The organism is Streptomyces parvus, from assembly GCF_014648875.1.
Lineage (GTDB): Bacteria > Actinomycetota > Actinomycetes > Streptomycetales > Streptomycetaceae > Streptomyces > Streptomyces parvus.
Map to the genome: position 1 here is coordinate 187808 of NZ_BMRY01000003.1, position 20008 is coordinate 207815.

19 protein-coding genes and 1 tRNA gene are annotated in these 20008 nt (G+C 70.4%); 13 read left to right on the forward strand and 7 right to left on the reverse strand.

What is annotated here, in order from left to right:
* Window positions 1-78 precede the first annotated feature (78 nt).
* The 6 genes from paaA to IE140_RS11090 all read left to right on the forward strand — a co-directional run bounded on the left by paaA (window position 79) and on the right by IE140_RS11090 (window position 5065).
* Window positions 79-1218, forward strand: coding sequence for a 1,2-phenylacetyl-CoA epoxidase subunit PaaA (gene paaA / locus IE140_RS11065; RefSeq protein ID WP_150195234.1), 1140 nt, complete (start codon window positions 79-81; stop codon window positions 1216-1218).
* On the forward strand, window positions 1215-1505 hold the full coding sequence (gene paaB, locus IE140_RS11070; RefSeq protein WP_010071371.1) for a 1,2-phenylacetyl-CoA epoxidase subunit PaaB: 291 nt from the start codon (window positions 1215-1217) through the stop codon (window positions 1503-1505). The genes paaA and paaB overlap by 4 nt, the downstream gene beginning before the upstream one ends.
* Window positions 1502-2218 (forward strand): 1,2-phenylacetyl-CoA epoxidase subunit PaaC, encoded by a 717-nt coding sequence (paaC, locus tag IE140_RS11075; RefSeq protein ID WP_093444212.1) that lies wholly within the window; start codon window positions 1502-1504, stop codon window positions 2216-2218. Before paaB ends, paaC begins: the two co-directional genes overlap by 4 nt.
* Window positions 2212-2709, forward strand: coding sequence for a 1,2-phenylacetyl-CoA epoxidase subunit PaaD (gene paaD / locus IE140_RS11080; RefSeq protein ID WP_150195236.1), 498 nt, complete (start codon window positions 2212-2214; stop codon window positions 2707-2709). Before paaC ends, paaD begins: the two co-directional genes overlap by 7 nt.
* Entirely contained in the window at window positions 2710-3768 is a 1059-nt protein-coding gene (locus tag IE140_RS11085) for a 2Fe-2S iron-sulfur cluster-binding protein (RefSeq protein WP_150195239.1), read from the forward strand.
* Window positions 3769-3868: 100 nt separating this feature from the next.
* A complete protein-coding gene (locus tag IE140_RS11090; protein WP_150195241.1) occupies window positions 3869-5065 on the forward strand; it encodes an acyl-CoA dehydrogenase family protein in 1197 nt (398 codons plus the stop codon).
* A gap of 39 nt (window positions 5066-5104) precedes the next feature.
* On the opposite strand, the gene IE140_RS11095 is transcribed toward IE140_RS11090, so the two are convergent.
* The 4 genes from IE140_RS11095 to IE140_RS11110 form a co-directional block, all read right to left on the reverse strand.
* Window positions 5105-5449, reverse strand: coding sequence for a rhodanese-like domain-containing protein (locus IE140_RS11095; protein WP_093444215.1), 345 nt, complete (start codon window positions 5447-5449; stop codon window positions 5105-5107).
* 113 nt (window positions 5450-5562) lie between these two features.
* A complete protein-coding gene (locus IE140_RS11100) occupies window positions 5563-6477 on the reverse strand; it encodes a J domain-containing protein (RefSeq protein ID WP_093444216.1) in 915 nt (304 codons plus the stop codon).
* Between the two features lie 91 nt (window positions 6478-6568).
* Window positions 6569-7981 (reverse strand): DUF2252 domain-containing protein, encoded by a 1413-nt coding sequence (locus tag IE140_RS11105; protein WP_229826748.1) that lies wholly within the window; start codon window positions 7979-7981, stop codon window positions 6569-6571.
* A 150-nt stretch (window positions 7982-8131) separates the two neighbouring features.
* Window positions 8132-8482: a winged helix-turn-helix transcriptional regulator gene (locus IE140_RS11110; protein WP_032764556.1), complete on the reverse strand. Its 351-nt coding sequence runs from the start codon at window positions 8480-8482 to the stop codon at window positions 8132-8134.
* A 146-nt stretch (window positions 8483-8628) separates the two neighbouring features.
* On the opposite strand from IE140_RS11110, the gene IE140_RS11115 reads away from it, so the two are divergent.
* Window positions 8629-9240 carry an FMN-dependent NADH-azoreductase gene (locus tag IE140_RS11115; RefSeq protein WP_093444217.1) on the forward strand — a complete coding sequence of 204 codons (612 nt, stop codon included), beginning with the start codon at window positions 8629-8631 and terminating at the stop codon, window positions 9238-9240.
* Window positions 9241-9473: 233 nt separating this feature from the next.
* Here the strand turns inward: IE140_RS11115 and IE140_RS11120 are convergent, their stop codons facing one another.
* Both IE140_RS11120 and IE140_RS11125 read right to left on the reverse strand, forming a co-directional pair.
* Window positions 9474-10301, reverse strand: coding sequence for a ScbR family autoregulator-binding transcription factor (locus tag IE140_RS11120; protein ID WP_150195242.1), 828 nt, complete (start codon window positions 10299-10301; stop codon window positions 9474-9476).
* A 377-nt stretch (window positions 10302-10678) separates the two neighbouring features.
* Window positions 10679-10761, reverse strand: a tRNA-Leu gene (locus tag IE140_RS11125).
* A gap of 314 nt (window positions 10762-11075) precedes the next feature.
* Here IE140_RS11125 and IE140_RS11130 point away from each other — a divergent pair.
* The 6 genes from IE140_RS11130 (at window position 11076) to pknB (ending at window position 19113) form a co-directional block, all read left to right on the forward strand.
* A complete protein-coding gene (locus IE140_RS11130; protein ID WP_032776508.1) occupies window positions 11076-11930 on the forward strand; it encodes an FHA domain-containing protein in 855 nt (284 codons plus the stop codon).
* A gap of 10 nt (window positions 11931-11940) precedes the next feature.
* Window positions 11941-12459, forward strand: a complete 519-nt coding sequence (locus tag IE140_RS11135) for an FHA domain-containing protein FhaB/FipA (RefSeq protein ID WP_006125955.1) — start codon at window positions 11941-11943, stop codon at window positions 12457-12459.
* A 129-nt stretch (window positions 12460-12588) separates the two neighbouring features.
* Window positions 12589-14088, forward strand: coding sequence for a PP2C family protein-serine/threonine phosphatase (locus tag IE140_RS11140; protein WP_093444220.1), 1500 nt, complete (start codon window positions 12589-12591; stop codon window positions 14086-14088).
* A gap of 22 nt (window positions 14089-14110) precedes the next feature.
* A complete protein-coding gene (locus tag IE140_RS11145; protein WP_093444221.1) occupies window positions 14111-15511 on the forward strand; it encodes an FtsW/RodA/SpoVE family cell cycle protein in 1401 nt (466 codons plus the stop codon).
* Window positions 15508-16965: a peptidoglycan D,D-transpeptidase FtsI family protein gene (locus IE140_RS11150; protein WP_150197865.1), complete on the forward strand. Its 1458-nt coding sequence runs from the start codon at window positions 15508-15510 to the stop codon at window positions 16963-16965. Before IE140_RS11145 ends, IE140_RS11150 begins: the two co-directional genes overlap by 4 nt.
* 171 nt (window positions 16966-17136) lie before the next feature.
* Complete coding sequence (gene pknB / locus IE140_RS11155) at window positions 17137-19113, forward strand: Stk1 family PASTA domain-containing Ser/Thr kinase (RefSeq protein ID WP_093444223.1); 1977 nt, start codon at window positions 17137-17139, stop codon at window positions 19111-19113.
* 129 nt (window positions 19114-19242) lie between these two features.
* Here pknB and IE140_RS11160 read toward each other — a convergent pair whose 3' ends face one another.
* A complete protein-coding gene (locus IE140_RS11160) occupies window positions 19243-19983 on the reverse strand; it encodes a class E sortase (RefSeq protein ID WP_032776516.1) in 741 nt (246 codons plus the stop codon).
* Window positions 19984-20008: the final 25 nt, after the last annotated feature.

The following is a 20008-nucleotide window of genomic DNA, read 5'->3' on the forward strand; positions in this document are numbered from 1 at the left end:
ACAGGGTTGACACCCTACGGGCCTCCGACTCACCATTGAAGTCAAGGAACCGAACGATCGGTCGGTAGGGAGCCCGGGATGGCGGCAGTGACTGCGCACCAGACGACGCAGAAGACGCTCGGCACGGCGAATGCGGCGGGCGGACCGGGTTCGACGGCTGCGGCGGGTGAGACCGACGCGGCGGCTGCGGGCCACCTCGCGGCCTTCGACGCGGCCGTGGCGGCGGACGAGCGGATCGAGCCGCGCGACTGGATGCCCGACGCCTACCGGGCGACGCTGATCCGCCAGATGGCCCAGCACGCCCACTCGGAGATCATCGGCATGCAGCCCGAGGCCAACTGGATCACCCGGGCGCCCTCGCTGCGCCGCAAGGCGATCCTCATGGCCAAGGTGCAGGACGAGGCGGGCCACGGCCTGTATCTCTACAGCGCCGCCGAGACCCTGGGCACCAGCCGCGAGGAGCTGCTCGACAAGCTCCACGCGGGCCGCCAGCGCTATTCCTCGATCTTCAACTACCCCACGCTGACCTGGGCCGACGTCGGCGCGATCGGCTGGCTGGTGGACGGCGCGGCGATCACCAACCAGGTGCCGCTCTGCCGCTGCTCCTACGGCCCCTACGCCCGCGCGATGGTCCGTATCTGCAAGGAGGAGTCCTTCCACCAGCGCCAGGGGTACGAGCTGCTGCTCGCCCTCAGCCGTGGCACCGAGGCCCAGCACGCCATGGCCCAGGACGCGGTGAACCGCTGGTGGTGGCCCTCCTTGATGATGTTCGGCCCGCCGGACGACGCCTCGTCGCACTCCGAGCAGTCGATGGCCTGGAAGATCAAGCGGCACTCCAACGACGAGCTGCGCCGGCGCTTCGTCGACATCTGCGTGCCCCAGGCCGAGGCGCTGGGCCTGGACCTCCCGGACCCCGACATCCGGTGGAACGAGGAGCTGGGCAGCCACGACTTCGGCGCGATCGACTGGTCGGAGTTCCAGGAGGTCCTGAAGGGCAACGGCCCCTGCAACGAGCAGCGGATCACCCAGCGGCGCAGGGCCCACGAGGAGGGTGCCTGGGTCCGGGAAGCGGCGGCCGCGTACGCCACCAAGCACGCCCCGGCACAGACATCGCCCCGGACACCGGCATCGGCATCGGCATCGGCATCGGCATCGGCATCGGCATCGGCATCGGCACAGAACAGCGCGTCCGCGCAGCATGTGGAGGAGACGGCATGAGCAGCTCGACCGACTGGCCTCTGTGGGAGGTGTTCGTGCGCTCGCGGCGCGGACTGTCCCACACCCACGCGGGCAGCCTGCACGCCCCGGACGCCGAGATGGCCCTGCGCAACGCCCGCGACCTCTACACCCGCCGCTCCGAGGGCGTCTCGATCTGGGTGATCCCGTCCACCGCGATCACCGCCTCCTCCCCCGACGAGAAGGACTCCTTCTTCGAGCCGGCCGGCGACAAGCCCTACCGCCACCCGACGTTCTACGAGATCCCGGACGGGGTGAAGCACCTGTGAGCGCCGCACTCGCCCTCGGCGACGACGCGCTGGTGCTCTCGCACCGGCTGGGGGAGTGGGCCGGTCACGCCCCCGTCCTGGAGGAGGAGGTGGCGCTCGCCAATATCGCCCTGGACCTGCTGGGGCAGGCGCGGGTGCTGCTCTCGCTCGCCGGCGACGAGGACGAGCTGGCCTACCTCCGCGAGGAGCGCGCCTTCCGCAACCTCCAGCTGGTCGAGCAGCCGAACGGGGACTTCGCCCACACCATCGCCCGGCAGCTCTACTTCTCGGTGTACCAGCACCTGCTGTACGGGCGACTGGCGGCCGGGGACGGCGAGTTCGCCGGTCTGGCGGCCAAGGCCGTGAAGGAAGTGGCCTACCACCGCGACCACGCCGAGCAGTGGGTCCTGCGGCTCGGGGACGGCACCGAGGAGAGCCACCGCCGGATGCAGAGCGGCCTGGACGCGCTGTGGCGGTTCACCGGTGAGATGTTCCAGCCGGTCGAGGGGCTCGACTCCCCGGAATCCGGTGTCGACCGGCAGGCACTGGAGAGCGGTTGGCTCGCCGCCGTCACCGACGTCGTCGAGCGCGCCACGCTGACTCTCCCCACGGGCCCGCGGTCCGGGGGCTGGGCGGCGGGCGCGGGCCGGCAGGGGCTGCACACCGAGCCGTTCGGCCGCATGATCGCCGAGATGCAGCATCTGCACCGCAGTCACCCGGGGGCGTCATGGTGACCGACACACTGCTGGAGGCGGAGCTGCGCGAGCTGGCCGGCTCCGTGCCCGACCCCGAGCTCCCGGTGCTGACCCTGGCGGAGCTGGGCGTCCTGCGGGACGTCCGGGTGGAGGGCCCGGGCCGGGTGACCGTGCGGCTCACCCCGACCTACACCGGCTGCCCGGCGATCGGGGCGATGTCCGCCGACATCGAGCGGGTGCTGCACGACCACGGCGTGCCGGAGGTCTCCGTGGTCACGGTCCTCGCACCGGCCTGGTCGACGGACGACATCAGCGCCGAAGGACGCCGCAAGCTCGCGGAGTTCGGCATAGCACCGCCGCGCGCCCACAGCGCCGACGGCGGCCCGGTGCCGCTGACGCTCTCGGTGCGCTGCCCGCACTGCGGCTCCACGGACACGGAGCTGCTCAGCCGGTTCTCCTCCACGGCGTGCAAGGCCCTGCGCCGCTGCGTCGCCTGCCGCGAACCGTTCGACCACTTCAAGGAGTTGTAGATGTTCCATCCGCTCCGGGTCAGCGCGATCGAACGGATCACGGACGACGCGGTGGCCGTGACCCTCGCCGTGCCGGCCGAGCTGCGCGAGACCTTCCGCCACACCCCCGGCCAGCATCTGAACGTGCGCTACACCGTGGACGGCAAGGAGGTCCGCCGTTCGTACTCGATCTGCGCGCCGGCCACCGAGCAGCCCGGCGAACCGGTGCTGCGGGTGGGCATCCGCATGGTCGAGGGCGGTGCGTTCTCGACGTACGCGCTGAAGGAGCTGGCCGTCGGGGACCGGGTGGAGGCCATGCCTCCGATGGGCCGCTTCGCCCTGAAGCCACGCCCGGGCCTGTTCGCGGCGGTGGTCGGCGGCAGCGGCATCACCCCGGTGCTGTCGATGGCGGCCACTCTGCTCGACCGGGAGCCGACGGCCCGGTTCTGTCTGATCCGCAGCGACCGCACGGCGGCCTCGACGATGTTCCTCGACGAGGTGGCCGACCTCAAGGACCGCTATCCGGACCGCTTCCAGCTGGTCACCGCGCTCTCCCGGGAGGAGCAGTCGGCCGGGCTCCCCTCCGGGCGGCTGGACACCGAACGGCTGACGGGCCTGCTGCCCGCCGTGCTCCCGGTGCCGGAGGTGGACGGCTGGTTCCTGTGCGGACCGCTCGGTCTCGTCCGGGGCACGGAGAAGGCTCTGAAGACGCTCGGTGTCGACCGTTCCCGGGTCCATCAGGAGATCTTCCACGTCGACGAGGGCTCCACCGACGTGACGGTGGTCAAGGTCGCGGCCCCGTCCGACTCCGTGCTGACGGCCACCCTCCACGGCCGCTCGGGCAGCTGGCCCGTGGAGAACGCGGAATCCCTGCTGGAGACGGTGCTGCGAAGCCGCTCGGACGCTCCGTACGCGTGCAAGGGCGGGGTCTGCGGGACCTGCCGCGCGTTCCTCGTGTCGGGCGAGGTCCGGATGGACCGCAACTTCGCCCTGGAACCGGAGGAGACGGAGGCGGGCTTCGTGCTCGCCTGCCAGTCGCATCCGCTCACCCCGGAGGTGGAGCTGGACTTCGACCGCTGAGGCCCGGGCGGGCCGCCGCGCCACTCCCTTCCCATCCCATAGAACCTGTTCTATCTTGACGACCCGTCAGCTAGCTCAGGGTCAACGGGAGGCCGGGACAGTGGACTTCACCTTCACCGAGGAACAGCAGGCGGCCGTCGAGGCGGCCAGGGCCGTCTTCTCGGATGTCGCGCCCGACCGCACGCCCAGCCCCGCCCTGGCCCCGGGCGCGGTGGCGGAGGACATCGACCGGCAGCTGTGGCACGAGCTGGCGCGCACGGACCTGCTCGGGCTCACGCTGTCGCCGGAGCACGGGGGCGCGGGCCTGGACCCGATCGCGCTCTGCCTGGTCCTGCGGGAGTCGGCCAAGGTGCTGGCCAGGGTCCCGTTGCTGGAGAGCTGCGCGGTGGCGACGGCCGTCGAGCGGTACGGCGAGCGCACCCTCGCGGCGGAGCTGCTGCCCCGGGCCGGCCGGGGCGAGCTGATCCTGACCGTCGGCGCCAACGGCCGCAGCGGCCACGATCCGGCCGAACTCGCCGTCTCCGCACGGCCGTACGGGGAAGGCGACGGGAGCGGCGAGAGCGACGGAGCCGACAGGGAGACCGGCGGCCCGTCCGAGGGCTCCGGCTGGGTGCTCGACGGGGTCCAGTCCGCGGTTCCCTGGGCCCAGGTCGCCGACTGGATCGCCGTCCCCGCACACACGGCCGGGGGCCGCCCGGTCCTCGCCCTCGTGCCCCGTACCCGCGACGGCGTCACCTTGGCGGACCAGGTCTCCACCAGCGGTGAACGCCTGGCGGAGGTCAGGCTGGAGGCCGTGCGCGTGGAACCGCGCGAGCTGATCGATGTCGCGGGCTGCTGGGACTGGCTGCGGTCCCTGCTCACCACGGGGACATGCGCGCTGGCGCTCGGGCTGGGCGAGCGGGTGCTCGCGATGACCGCCGAATACACCGGCAGGCGCGAGCAGTTCGGGTTTCCCGTCGCGACGTTCCAGGCGGTGGCGGTCCAGGCCGCCGACCGGTACATCGACCTACGGGCGATGGAGGCGACCCTCTGGCAGGCCGCCTGGCGGATCTCCACCGCCGCCGGGGGCCCGCTCCCGGCGGCGGGCGACGTCGCCGTGGCGAAGATCTGGGCCTCCGACGGCGTGCGCCGCGTCGTGCAGACCGCCCAGCATCTGCACGGCGGCTTCGGCGCGGACACCGACTACCCGCTGCACCGCTACCACGCCTGGGCGAAGCAGATCGAGCTCTCCCTCGGCCCGGCAGCGGCCCACGAGGAGGCGCTGGGAGACCTGCTGGCCGCCCACCCGCTCGGCTGACCGCGACCGGGCCCCGGGCCCGAAGAACGGGGGACCGGCTCAGAGGACGAAGGCAGGCGTCCCGTTGTCCGTGACCATCGGGCGGCCGGCGCCGTCCCAGGCCTGCATACCGCCGTCGATGTTCACCGCGTCGATGCCCTGCTGGACCAGGTACTGGGTGACCTGGGCCGACCGGCCGCCCACCCGGCACATCACATGCACGCGCCGGCCGTCCTCGGCCGCCTCGGTCAGCTCGCCGAACCGGCCCACGAAATCGCTCATCGGAATGTGCAGCGCGCCCTCGACGTGACCGGCCACCCACTCGTCGTTCTCACGGACGTCCAGGACGAAGCCGTCCGACGGCACCGCGGCGGCGTCCACCGAGGGCAGCGGGGCGAAATTCATGGGTCATGCCTTCTCTCGTACATACGCGGAAGAGTCGTCCACTCACGGAAGAGTCACCGGGAACGCTACTGCACCCGACTCCCGCGCCCGGCCCACCGCGGCGCCCACCGCGCCTACTGCTGCGCCATCTCCGCGAGCTCCGCCTCGCGCCGGGACACCTCGCCCAGCAGCTGCTCGGCGATGTCCTCCAGCAGCTGGTCCGGGTCGTCGGGGGCCATCCGCAGCATCGAGCCGATCGCGCCGTCCTCCAGCTCCTTGGCGAGCACCGTCAGCAGCTCCTTGCGCCGGCTGAGCCACTCCAGCCGCGCGTAGAGCTCCTCGCTCTCGCTCAGCGGGGCCGGCGGCTGCACCGGGCCGGCCTCCCACTCCGCCACGAGCTCCTTGAGCAGCTCGACGTCACCGCGGCCGTAGGCGGCGTTCACCCGGGCGATGAACTCGTCCCGGCGCTGCCGCTCCACCTCGTCCTGAGCGAGGTCCGGGTGCGCCTTGCGGGCCAGCTCCCGGTAGAGCCTGCGGGCCTCCTCGCTCGGCCTGACCCGCTTCGGCGGCCGGACCGGCTGCTCGGTGAGCATGGCCGCGGCCTCGGGGGAGAGCCCGTCGGTGTCCATCCAGTCGTGGAACAGCTCGTCGACCCCGGGCATCGGCATGACGACCGCCCGCGCCTCGCGCGCCTTGCGCTCGTCCTCCGGGTCCCCGGTCTTCGCCGCCCGCGCCTCCGCGATCAGCGCGTCCAGCTCGTCGAGACGCGCGTACATCGGGCCGAGCTTCTGGTGGTGCAGCCGGGAGAAGTTCTCGACCTCCACCCGGAAGGTCTCCACCGCGATCTCGAACTCGATCAACGCCTGCTCGGCGACCTGCACCGCCCGGGCCAGCCGGGCCTCGGGCCGCTGCTCGGCGTCCTCGGGACCTGCGGCCTCCCCGGCCTCGTCCTGCTGGACGTCCTGGACGTCCTCGCTGCCCTGCGGGACGTTGTCCTGCCGGTCTTCATCGTTCCGGGTGGTCGGCACCCCGGCGGCTTCGTGGCTCACCCGTCCAGCGTATGGCCACATCCCGGTAGCACGGCACACGCGGTGGGCCCGGTCCGGACCCACCGCCGCACGCGCGCCGGACACGGACCCGTCAGATACCGAACTCGGCGGCCAGCCTGCCCGCCTTGATCCCCCGCAGCAGCTCGGCGTGATCCGCTTCCGTACGGTCGGCGTACGTCACCGCGAAGGCGGCCACCGCCTCGTCCAGCTCGTCGTTCTTGCCGCAGTAGCCCGCGAGCAGCCGGGGGTCGGCGCTGTGGGCGTGCGCCCGGGCCAGCAGCGCACCGGTCATCCGCCCGTAATCGTCGACCTGGTCGGCGGCGAGCGCGGCGGGGTCCACGCTGCCCTTGCGGTTCCGGAACTGCCGGACCTGGAACTGCCGGCCGTCGACGTCCGCCCAGCCGAGCAGGATGTCGCTGACGACCTGCATCCGCTTCTGCCCGAGCACCACCCGGCGGCCCTCGTGCGCCACCTCCGGTACGTCGAAACCGACCGCGGGCAGATAGGGGGCGAGCACCGAGGGGCGTGCCTCCTTCACCTGGAGGACCAGCGGCTCTCCCCGGTGGTCGAGCAGCAGCACCACATACGACCGGGTCCCCACGCTGCCGGTGCCGACCACCCGGAACGCCACGTCGTGGATCGTGTACCGGGCCAGCAGCGGCAGCCGGTCCTCGGAGACGGTGGAGAGATAGCCGCCGAGACCGGCGGCCACGACCGCGGCCTCGGCGTCCGGCACCCGGCGCAGCACGGGCCGCGCGTCGACGAAGCGCCGGCCGCCGTCGGGGCACTCCTCGGTGGACCGGGCGGCGAACCGGGCGCTGGTGTTGTTGCGGGCCTTCTCCGAGACCCGCTCCAGCGTGCCGACCAGATCACGCGCGTCCGTGTGCGAGACCAGCTCCTCGTCCGCGATCGCGTTCCAGGCGTCGAGTGCGGGCAGCCGGGCCAGCAGCCGCATCGTGCGCCGGTAGGCGCCGACGGCGTCGTACGCGCCCCGGCGGCAGGTGTCCTCGTCGGCACCGGCGGCCCGGCCCGCGAGCACCAGGGAGGTGGCGAGCCGCTTGAGGTCCCACTCCCACGGCCCGAAGACGGTCTCGTCGAAGTCGTTCAGATCGATGACCAGGCTGCCGCGGGCATCGCCGTAGAGGCCGAAGTTGGCCGCGTGCGCGTCGCCGCAGAGCTGGGCGCCCACACCGGTGACCGGGCTGCCCGTCAGGTCGTGGGCCATCAGCCCGGCCGCACCCCGCAGGAAGGCGAAGGGCGTGGCCGCCATCCGGCCCACCCGTATCGGCGTCAGCCCCGGCACACGGCCCCGGTTCGACTCCTCGACGGCCCGCACCGCGTCCGGCCGTCCCGACGGCAGGACCAGCGAGGCGTGCGAGGACCGGGGCACCCGGTCGCGGAGCGCCTTGCCCGCAGCCTTCGGTGAAGTCGCCGCCCCGCGCCGGGCGAACCCGGGCACGACAGGAATACGCGGATCCGACTCCTCGGCACGCTGTTCAGGCATCGTCGTCCCGGTCACGCCCATGGAGCGTCGCCTCCCCCACCCTCGTACACGCTCTTCGCCTGCCCGGCTGTCCCGCCCGGCAGGCGGCCCTGCCCAGCAGTGGCCGAGCACGACGGTACCGCCGATTCGCCGGCGCGTATAAGGCGTTCGTCAGCAGCCGCCACCGGCCTCCGGGGACAGATAGGTGTCCGCCCACTGCCCCAGCTCCTTGAGCGCGGGTTCCATCGCGGTGCCGGCCTCGGTGAGCCGGTACGCGACGCGCAGCGGCGGCCCCTCGTCGACCTCACGGATCACCAGGCCCGCCGCGCCGAGTTCGGTCAGCCGGTCCGAGAGCATCCGCTCGCTGATCCCGGGAATCGCCCTGCGCAACTCGGCGAAGTGCACCGGTCGCTGCATCAGCACCGAGACGATCGGGCCGGTCCAGCGCTTGCCGAACAACTCGAAGACCCGACTGATCCCCACATCGACCCGCCGACAGGCCCCTTCGCTGTGATCCGCCATACCTCTAGCGTACTGCGCCGGCGTCGGGAGCTTACTAAAAATAAGTAGCTATGCTATTAGTAGTTACGTACGCAATGGATACCCCGGACGCCCGTGCGGCCTCACCGGCCCACCCGCGCCCCCTTCCCCTCTCTGTGGAGATCCCCATGGCCACGCTTCTGCACCTCGACTCCGCCGTCTTCCCCCAGGGCTCCGCCTCGCGCGACGTCACCGCGGCGTTCGTCGAGGCCTGGCGCGAGCAGCACCCGGACGGCACCGTCGTCCACCGGGACCTCGCCGCCGATCCGCTGCCCCACCTGGACGCCGGAGCCACGGCCGCGGGCGCCGACGACCCGCTGCGCCGCGAACTGGCCGACGAACTGGCCGCGGCGGACGCCGTCCTGATCGGCGCACCCATGTACAACTTCACGATCCCGTCCACCCTCAAGGCATGGCTGGACCAGGTGATCATCGTCGGGCACAACGCGGGACCGGACTCCCCCGTCGCCGGGACACCGGTGACCGTCGTCGCCAGCCGCGGCGGTTCCTACGCTCCGGGCACCCCGCGCGAGGACTTCGAGTTTGTCCAGAACTACCTGGAGAAGGTGTTCGCGGGCATGTTCTCCACCGAGGTGGACTTCATCGTTCCGGAGCTGACCCTCGCCCACTCGCAGCCGTCGATGGCCGAACTGATCCCGCTCGCCGAGGCCTCCCGCACCCAGGCACTCGAAGACGCCCGGGAGAAGGCGAAGGCCCTCGCCACCCGCCTCGCTTCCTGAACGAACCGCAGACCGCAAAAAGCGGCGGGGCTGCGGAGCTTCCACGAGCTCCGCAGCCCCGCCGCATCACGATCAATCGGACGTTTCACGTGAAACATGGCACGTGAGCATGGCGCGTGAACGTGTCACATGGACGCGGACGTGGCGCGTGAACGTGTCACATGGACGCGGACGTGGCGCGTGAACGTGTCACATGGACGTGGCACGTGGACCAGGAACGTCCCGGTCGCGGATCAGGCAGCCCCTCCGGCCGCCGCCCCCGCGCCCGCGGGCTCCTCGTCGCCCTCGTCGCCGGCCTGCCCGGCCCGCGTACCGCGACCGGATCCGCCGCCCCGCAGGCCCGCCCCGCCCGACCGGGAGCCCGTCTCCGTCGCGGGACCGGAGGCGGCCTCCTTGGCCTCCGCGGCGATCCTGGCCTCCTGCTCCTCCCGCTCCGCCTTCTCGCGCGCCTGGGCCGCCAGGTCCACGCGGCCCTCGGGCTTGATGTGGGCGATGACCCCGGGGTGAGCGATCGACGGGAGGATGTGCCGCCACATCTCCGCGACCTGCTCGCGCAGATCGGCCCGGCCGGAGTCGGCCTCCGAGACCAACTGGATACCGGTGAACGAGGCGACGATGATTTTGGCCGACACCATCGGGTCGATCTGCGGGAACACCTCGCCGCGCTCCTGCCCCAGCTCCAGCATCCGGGCCGTCGCGTCGATCCACTCGCCCCACGGATGCGGTCCGCCGAGGAAGACGCCCTCGATGGAGAGCCTGGTGCCGGCCCGGGCCATCGCGTTGTGGCGCAGGGCGAAAGCGAACTGCTGGCCGCCGTCCACCAGGGACTGGAGCGGCGATCCCTCCTGCTCGAACTCGACCGTGGAGGTCTGCTCGTCCATGATCGCCTGCGCGATCGCCTCCTTGGAGGCGAAGTGGAAGTACAAGGCCCCCTTGGTGACCTTGGCGCGGCGGAGAATCTCCGAGATGGCGGCACGCTCGTAGCCGTAGTCGTCGAAGACACTCGCCGCGGCATCCACGATCGACCGCCACGTCTGGACCGCGCGAGCCTGCTTCGCCATTTCCTGCCTCCGGGACGTTCTGTGCGCTCAGCCCTTCACCGCCGAGCCGCCGTCGATCCAACCTCTGCGGCCAGCGTATGCAAGTGCGCCGTTGCACCGGCCATCGGTCTGTCCGGAAACCGCGCCCGCACCCGGTGGATCACCGCCTGCGGACCACCGCTGCCGCCTCTCCTCGGACGGTTCTCGGCAGCCTCTCCCGCCTGCCTGTCCGTACCCCGCTGTCCGTACCCCGCCCCTCCGCCGAAAACACGGAAACGCCTCCGACAAGCCCGCCGAGACTGTCGAGAACACGCAACAACGAAGAACCCCCGCTCCGGATCTCTCCGATGCGGGGGTTCTCCCGATTCAACTTCGGCAGCTGCAAGCACCTGCCGTCGTGCGCGAGGGGGGATTTGAACCCCCACGTCCCTAAGGACACTGGCACCTGAAGCCAGCGCGTCTGCCGTTCCGCCACTCGCGCATGAGTGGTGTTTTCAGACTCTCACCTTGGGGGGTGAGCGCCTGGCGACAAACGGAAGATTAGCACGCTGGACAGGGTGGATTCACATCCGTTGTTTCGCCGCCCCCGGGAGGGGAACCGGGAACCCCGAACCATCGCCCCCCACTCCTCCAGAGTGCGTCCCGGGTGCGGGACACTGTGAGGAGGCCACCTCTACGATCCGTGTGAGGGGTGACACTCATCCACAGGCCAGACAAGGGGAACCAGCCGATTTCCCGACGCGTGGATACGATCAGTAAGCAGTACAGGGACGATGACAACGGAGGAGGTGCCCCATGGGGGTCATGAAGCGTTTCGAGCAGCGCCTCGAGGGGCTGGTCAACGGCACCTTCGCCAAGGTCTTCAAGTCCGAGGTGCAGCCCGTCGAGATCGCCGGCGCCCTCCAGCGCGAGTGCGACAACAACGCGACGATCTGGAACCGCGAGCGGACCGTCGTCCCCAACGACTTCATCGTCGAGCTCTCCACCCCCGACTACGAGCGGCTCAGCCCGTACTCGGGTCAGCTGGGCGACGAGCTCTCCGGCCTGGTGCGCGACTACGCCAAGCAGCAGCGCTACACGTTCATGGGCCCGATCAAGGTCCACCTGGAGAAGGCCGACGACCTCGACACCGGTCTCTACCGGGTCCGCAGCCGCACGCTCGCGTCGAGTACGTCACAGGACCCGTCGGCCCACTCCCACCAGCCCCCGGCCGGACGTCCCGGCGCCCCGCAGGCCCCCGGCGGCTACGGCTACCCCCCGAGCGCCGCTCCTCCGATGCCCGCGGCCCCGCCGCCCGGCGCCGGACGGCCCTCGGCCCCCACGAGCGACCGGCGCCCGCCGGCCGCGCCCGGCCCCATGCCGGACGCCCGGACACGGCGCTGGATCGAGATCAACGGCACCCGCCATCAGATTTCCCGCCCGACGTTGGTGATGGGACGATCCACCGACGCCGACGTGCGGATCGACGACCCCGGCGTATCACGCCGGCACTGTGAGATCCGGACCGGAACGCCCTCGACGATCCAGGATCTCGGGTCCACCAACGGCATCGTGGTGGACGGGCAGCACACCACCCGCGCTACGCTCCGCGACGGCTCGCGGATCGTCGTGGGCAGCACCACCATCGTTTACCGGCAAGCCGAAGGGTGAAGCGGGGGCAATGTCAGAGCTGACCCTGACGGTCATGCGGCTAGGTTTCCTGGCTGTTCTGTGGCTGTTCGTCATCGTGGCCGTGCAGGTCATCCGCAGCGACCTGTTCGGAACGCGCGTCACGCAGCGCGGCTCACGCCGCACTGCCGCCGACACGCGCCCCCAGCAGGGCCGCCAACAACAACAAGCGGCGCCGCCCCAGCAGCGTCAGCAGTCCGGCCGCCAGCGCCGCGGGGCGCCCACCAAGCTGGTCGTGTCCGAAGGCACGCTCACGGGCACCACGGTCGCGCTCCAGGGCCAGACCATCACCCTGGGCCGGGCCCACGATTCAACGATCGTGCTGGACGACGACTACGCGTCCAGCAGGCATGCCAGGATCTACCCGGACCGTGACGGCCAGTGGATCGTCGAGGATCTCGGGTCCACCAACGGCACGTATCTGGAACGGACCCGGCTCACCACCCCGACACCAGTTCCGCTGGGCGCGCCGATCCGTATCGGCAAGACCGTCATCGAGCTGCGGAAGTAGTACGACAATGAGCGAGCGGAGCGAGCGAGCCGCGGCGGTCCCGACGGTGGACGCTGCCCGGTTCCCGACCGGAGGGTGGGCAGTGTGGCTCGAGACAGGCTGTACCCCGAGCCGACGGGCGAGGTGCGCATGAGTCTGTCGCTGCGCTTCGCCGCCGGGTCGCACAAGGGCATGATCCGCGAGGGCAACGAGGACTCCGGCTACGCCGGTCCCCGGCTCCTCGCCATCGCCGACGGCATGGGCGGCCAGGCGGCCGGTGAGGTCGCCAGCTCCGAGGTGATCTCCACGCTCGTCCCGCTCGACGACGACGTACCGGGATCCGATCTCCTGACCTCGCTCGGCACCGCCGTGCAGCAGGCCAACGACCAGCTGCGCGTCATGGTCGAGGAGGACCCCCAGCTGGAGGGCATGGGCACCACGCTCACCGCCCTGCTCTGGACCGGCCAGCGCCTCGGCCTGGTGCACGTCGGCGACTCCCGCGCGTATCTGCTGCGCGACGGCGTCCTGACGCAGATCACCCAGGACCACACCTGGGTGCAGCGCCTGGTCGACGAGGGCCGGATCACCGAGGAAGAGGCCACCACCCACCCGCAGCGCTCCCTGCTGATGCGGGCGCTGGGCAGCGGCGACCACGTCGAACCGGACCTCTCCATCCGCGAGGTCCGGGCCGGCGACCGCTATCTGATCTGCTCGGACGGCCTCTCCGGCGTGGTCTCGCACCAGACGATGGAAGAGACCCTCGCCAGCTACCAGGGCCCGCAGGAGACCATCCAGGAGCTGATCCAGCTCGCCCTGCGGGGCGGCGGCCCCGACAACATCACCTGCATCGTCGCCGACGTCCTGGACGTCGACAACAACGACACCCTGGCCGGGCAGCTCAACGACACCCCGGTCGTCGTCGGCGCGGTCGCGGAGAACCAGGCCCAGCTGGGCGACGGCGGGGCCATGCAGACGCCCGCCGGACGCGCGGCGGGCCTCGGCCGCCCCGTGCCCCCGCCCTCCGGCGGCTTCGGCCCGCCCGGCAGCGGCGACACCGGCTACGGCGGCATGCCGGACGGCTCCTACGACTCGTATACGGACGACGACTTCGTCAAACCGCGCGGCGGCCGTAGGTGGCTGAAGCGTTCCGTCTACATCGTGCTGGCGCTGGCCGTGATCGGCGGCGGTCTCTACGGCGGCTACCGCTGGACGCAGACGCAGTACTACGTCGGCGCGAAGGACGAGAACGTCGCGCTGTTCCAGGGCATCAGCCAGGACCTCGCCTGGGTCTCGCTCTCGAAGGTCGAGAAGAACCACCCCGAGATCGAGCTCAAGTACCTGCCGCCGTACCAGCGCAAGCAGGTCGAGTCGACGATCGCCGAGGGCAACATCACCGACGCCCGCGAGAAGATCGCCGAGCTGGCCGCTCAGGCCTCCGCCTGCAAGAAGGACGCGCAGCGCCGCGCGGCCGAGGCCGAGACCAGGGCCCGTACGGGCGAGGGCGAGGCCGGCGGCACCGCCGGAGCCCCCGCCACCAGGACTTCCGCCACGTCCTCCGCCAAGGGGACCAAGCAGACCACCGCTCCCACTCCCGGCCCCAGCCTCTCGGAGGAAGAGAAGAAGCTGGTCCCGCAGTGCGGTAAGCAGTAAGCCGTAGGGGGCCTTCAGCACCATGAGCGTTGTCACCAACACGACCACCATCGGCGCGATCGACGCACCGAGCCGCCGCAACACCGAGCTGGCGCTCGTCATCTTCGCCGTCGCCATCTCGGTGTTCGCCTACGCCAACGTGGGCCTCGCCCTCAACGGCGAACTGCCCTCGGGGATGCTCGGCTACGGAGCGGGGCTCGCCCTGCTCGGCGGGGTCGCGCACCTCGTGGTGCGCAGGTTCGCCAAGTACGCCGATCCGCTGCTGCTACCGCTGGCGACCCTGCTCAACGGCCTGGGCCTGGCGCTGATCTGGCGGCTGGACCAGTCGGAACGCTTCCAGGCTCTGACCACCTTCGCCCCGGCCGCCTCGAAGCAGTTGCTGTTCTCCGCCATCGGCGTCGCCACTCTGGTCGCGGTCCTGGCCATCCTCAAGGACCACCGCATCCTGCAGCGCTACACGTACATCTCCATGGTCGTGGCGCTGTTCCTGCTGATCCTTCCGATGTTCTTCCCCGCCGTGAACGGTGCCAAGATCTGGATCAAGATCCCCGGCTTCGGAACGCTCCAGCCCGGCGAGTTCGCCAAGATCATCATCACCGTGTTCTTCTCGGGTTACCTGATGGTCAAGCGGGACGCGCTGGCCCTGGCCAGCCGCCGCTTCATGGGCCTGTACCTGCCCCGCGGACGGGACCTCGGCCCGATCCTCGCCATCTGGGCGATGTCGATCCTGATCCTCGTCTTCGAGACCGACCTCGGCACCTCGCTGCTCTTCTTCGGCATGTTCGTCGTCATGCTCTACGTGGCGACCGAGCGCACCAGCTGGATCGTCTTCGGTCTGCTGATGTCGGCCGTCGGCGCGGTCGGCGTCGCCACGTTCGAACCGCACGTCCAGCAGCGCGTCACCGCCTGGCTCGACCCCTTCGCGGGCTGGGGCGAGGTGGCCGCGAGCGAGCAGATGGCGAAGTCCCTGATGGCCTTCGGCTCCGGAGGCACGCTCGGGACCGGGCTCGGGCAGGGCCACTCCGACCTGATCGGCTTCGCGGCCAACTCCGACTTCATCCTCGCCACGGTCGGCGAGGAGCTCGGGCTCGCCGGGATGATGGCCGTGCTGCTCATCTACGGCCTGATCGTCGAGCGGGGCGTACGCACCGCGCTGGCGGCCCGTGACCCGTTCGGCAAGCTGCTCGCGATCGGCCTCTCCGGCTCGTTCGCCATCCAGGTGTTCGTCGTCGCAGGCGGTGTGATGGGCCTCATCCCGCTCACCGGTATGACGATGCCGTTCCTGGCCGCGGGTGGTTCCTCCGTGCTCGCCAACTGGGCCCTGATCGCCATTCTGATCAGAATCAGCGATACCGCCCGCCGCCCGGCTCCGGCCCCCTCGCCGTCGCCCGACGCCGAAATGACCCAGGTGGTCCGACCGTGAACAAGCCGCTGCGTCGGATCGCGATCTTCTGCGGAATCCTCGTCCTCGCGCTCCTCATCCGGGACAACTGGCTCCAGTACGTCCGTGCCGACGAACTGAACAGCCACAAGTACAACCGCCGTGTCGAGATCGAGCGGTACGCCCACGAGCGCGGCGACATCATCGTCGACGGCAAGGCGATCACCGGCTCCGCGGAGACCGAGGACAGCGACTTCAAGTACAAGCGGGTCTGGAAGAACGGCCCCCTGTGGGCCCCGGTGACCGGCTATTCGTCCCAGGCCTTCGACTCCTCGCAGCTGGAGAACCTGGAAGACGGCATCCTCACCGGCAATGACGACCAGCTGTTCTTCGACCGGACGCTGTCGATGTTCACCGGCGAGAAGAAGCGCGGCGGCAACATCGTCACCACGCTGAACGGCGACGCCCAGAAGGCCGCTTTCAAGGGGCTCGGCGAGAAGAAGGGCGCGGTGGTCGCCCTCGACCCCAAGAGCGGCGCCATCCTCGCCCTCGCGAGCACCCCGTCCTACGACCCCTCGGTCTTCGCCGGAAACTCCATGAAGGACTCGGACAACCGGCAGAAGCTCCTGAAGGACAAGGACAAGCCGATGCTCAACCGGGCGTTGCGCGAGACCTACCCTCCGGGCTCCACCTTCAAGGTCGTCACCGCCGCCGCCGCCCTGGAGAACGGGCTGTACGACGACATCGACGCGAAGACGGAGTCGCCGCTGCCCTGGACGCTGCCGCAGTCCACCACCGAGCTCAAGAACGAAGGCAGCATCCCCTGCAAGGACGCCTCGCTGCGGGAGGCCCTGCGCTGGTCGTGCAACACCGTCTTCGGGAAGGTGAGCGACGACCTCGGCAACGAGAAGATGATCGAGCAGACGGACAAGTTCGGCTTCAACGAGGAAGTCTTCACGCCCGTCCGCGCCGACGCGAGCATCTACCCCGAGGACAACAGGCCGCAGAACGCGATGGCCGGCATCGGTCAGGCGTCGAACCGGGCCACCCCGCTCCAGATGGCCATGGTGGCCTCCGCGATCGCCAACGACGGCAAGCTGATGCAGCCGTACATGGTCGCCGAGCGTCAGGCGCCCAACCTGGACCCGGTCTACACCCATGAGCCCGAGGAGCTGAGCCGCGCGGTCTCCGGGGAGAACGCGCAGAAGCTCCAGCAGATGATGGAGACCGTCGTCAAGGACGGCACGGGAACCAACGCGCAGATCCCCGGCGTCACAGTGGGCGGCAAGACCGGTACCGCCCAGCACGGTCTGAACAACAGCGAGAAGCCGTACGCCTGGTTCATCTCGTACGCGAAGACCGACAACGGCTCCCCGGTCGCCGTCGCCGTCGTGGTCGAGGACGGCAACGCCAACCGGGACGACATCTCCGGTGGTGGCCTGGCCGCCCCCATCGCGCGCGACGTGATGAAGGCGGTCATCGACAGCAAGAAGTGAGACCTGTCACGGCTTCCGCCCGTCATACCGGACATCGCATACCGGTCGGATATCGGCTGACGGGTGCGGGCTGATCACGTCACCCGTGCCCGGTAGCGTATGCGCGAACAGCGCACCGCCGCGGACCACACACGGGTGCGGTCGGGACTGACGGAGAGGGCTGGAACAGTTATGGAAGAGCCGCGTCGCCTCGGCGGCCGGTACGAGCTGGGCTCGGTGCTCGGCCGTGGTGGCATGGCCGAGGTCTACCTCGCCCACGACACCCGGCTCGGCCGCACCGTAGCTGTGAAGACGCTCCGGGCCGATCTGGCCCGCGACCCGTCGTTCCAGGCCCGGTTCCGCCGAGAGGCCCAGTCGGCCGCCTCGCTCAACCACCCCGCGATCGTCGCCGTGTACGACACCGGCGAGGACTACGTCGACGGGGTCTCCATCCCGTACATCGTGATGGAGTACGTCGACGGGTCGACCCTGCGGGAACTGCTGCACTCCGGCCGCAGGCTGCTCCCCGAGCGCACGCTGGAGATGACGGTCGGGATCCTCCAGGCCCTGGAGTACTCGCACCGCGCCCAGATCGTCCACCGCGACATCAAACCGGCGAACGTCATGCTGACGCGCACCGGCCAGGTCAAGGTCATGGACTTCGGCATCGCCCGCGCCATGGGCGACTCCGGTATGACGATGACGCAGACCGCCGCGGTCATCGGCACCGCCCAGTACCTCTCCCCGGAGCAGGCCAAGGGTGAGCAGGTCGACGCACGCTCCGACCTCTACTCCACTGGCTGTCTGCTCTACGAGCTGCTCGCCGTGCGGCCCCCGTTCGTCGGGGACTCGCCCGTCGCGGTGGCCTACCAGCACGTCCGCGAGGAGCCGCAGCCTCCGAGCAACTTCGACCCCGAGATCACGCCCGAGATGGACGCGATCGTGCTGAAGGCGCTCACCAAGGACCCGGACTACCGCTACCAGTCCGCCGACGAGATGCGCGCCGACATCGAGGCCTGCCTCGACGGCCAGCCGGTCGCGGCCACGGCGGCGATGGGCGCGGCCGGGTACGGGGGCTACGACGGCTACAACCCCGACCAGCCCACCACCGCCCTGCGCCCGGCCGACCCGAACAACGCGCAGACCTCGATGCTGCCGCCGGTCAACCCGGACGACGGCGGCTACGGCTACGACGACCGCCAGGGCCGCCGGGGCCGGCAGAAGAAGAGCAACACCTCGACGATCCTGCTGGTCGTCGCGGGCATCCTGGTGCTCATCGGCGCGATCCTGATCGGCCGGGTGATCTTCTCCGAGAACGAGGGCGACAACCAGGTCAAGGCCCCGAACCTGGTGGGCTCCACGCTCGAGGAAGCACAGACGCTCGCGTCCAGAACCGGCGTCACGGTGCAGAAGGGCGCCGACGAGCCGTGCGAGGAGCAGGAGAAGGGCCAGATCTGCTCCCAGGATCCGGCAGCCGCCGCGATGATGGACAAGGACGGCACCGTCACGGTCGTCGTCTCGTCCGGAGCGCCGCAGGTCGAGGTCCCCAACGTCCTGGAGAAGTCCGAGGACGGCGCCCGCGAGGAGCTGGAGAGCAAGGGCTTCTCGGTCAACGTCACCACGGCGGAGTCCGAGGCGGCCGAGGGGACGGTGATCAAGCAGAACCCCAAGGGCGGCCAGAAGGCCGACGAGGAGTCCGAGGTCACCATCACGATCGCCAAGCAGACGACCGACCCGATGCCCGACGTGCGGACCCGGCAGTACGACGCGGCCGTCGCCCAGCTCAACCAGCTCGGGTTCACCAACGTCTCGCGGACCGACGTCGACTCGGACAAGCCGGCCGGAGAGGTGATCGAACAGACCCCGGCGGGCCCGAGCAACCAGGCCAAGGACGTACAGATCGTCCTGAAGGTCTCCAAGGGGCCGGCCGAGCCGGAGAAGGTCCAGATCCCCGGAGACATCGCGGGCATGTCGTACCAGGACGCGAAGGCCAAGCTCGAAGGGCTCGGCTTCGTGGTCCAGCTCGCCCCGGGTTCGGTCGACAAGCCGAACGCCAAGGTGATCACCAGCAATCCGGGGCCGAACACCCAGGCGGACAAGGGCAGCACCGTCATGCTCGTGACCATCGAGAACGGCGGAGGCGGCCTCTTCGGAGGCCCGGGCGGCTGAGCCGCCCGCACCCCAGGACATAGGGCGAAGGGCCCCGGTCACCACGATGGTGACCGGGGCCCTTCCCGTGTGCCGGGGCCCTTCCCGTGTGCCGGGGCCCTTCCCGTGTGCGGGGGCCCGGGCGTGGGCTCAGCCCAGCAGTTCCACCGGCTTCGTGCGGTCCTTGTCGACCTTCTCCGTGCGCTCCAGCTCGCCCCACACGATGTACCGGTACTTCGAGGTGTAGACCGGGGTGCAGGTCGTCAGCGTGATGTAGCGGCCGGGCTTCTTGACGCCCGACTCCTCCGGGACCGGCTGGATGACGTCGACGTTGAACTTCGAGGTCTCGGGGAGCGTCTTGTAGACCTTGTAGACGTACCAGGTGTCCTTGGTCTCGAAGACGACCGGATCGCCGTTCTTCAGCTTGTGGATGTTGTGGAACTTCGCGCCGTGCCCGTCGCGGTGCGCGGCCAGCGTGAAGTTGCCCTCGTCGTCCCAGGGGAGGGCCGACTTCACGGGGTCGGTGTAGTAGCCCGCGATCCCGTTGTTGAGGGTCTTGGGGTCGGTGCCCTTCTTGACCAGGACCTCGCCGTTCTTCATGGCGGGGACGTGCAGGAAGCCGATGCCGTCCTTGGTGTCCAGGGCACCGGGCCCGGCGTCCGCCCACTTGTTGCGTACGGTGTCGCCCTGCCGGCCGGCCTCGCGGTCGGCGAGCACGTTGGTCCACCACAGGGAGTAGACGACGAACAGCGCGAGCACCAGGCCCGCGGTGATGAGCAGCTCGCCGAAGACACTGACGGCCGTCGCCACGGGATGGCGGACGCGGCGGCGTGCCGGGGGCGGGGACGCGGACGTGTCGGTCCGCTCGTCGTGCTCGGTCCTCGCTGCCACCGCACCGTCCCTGTCGTGAGGATGT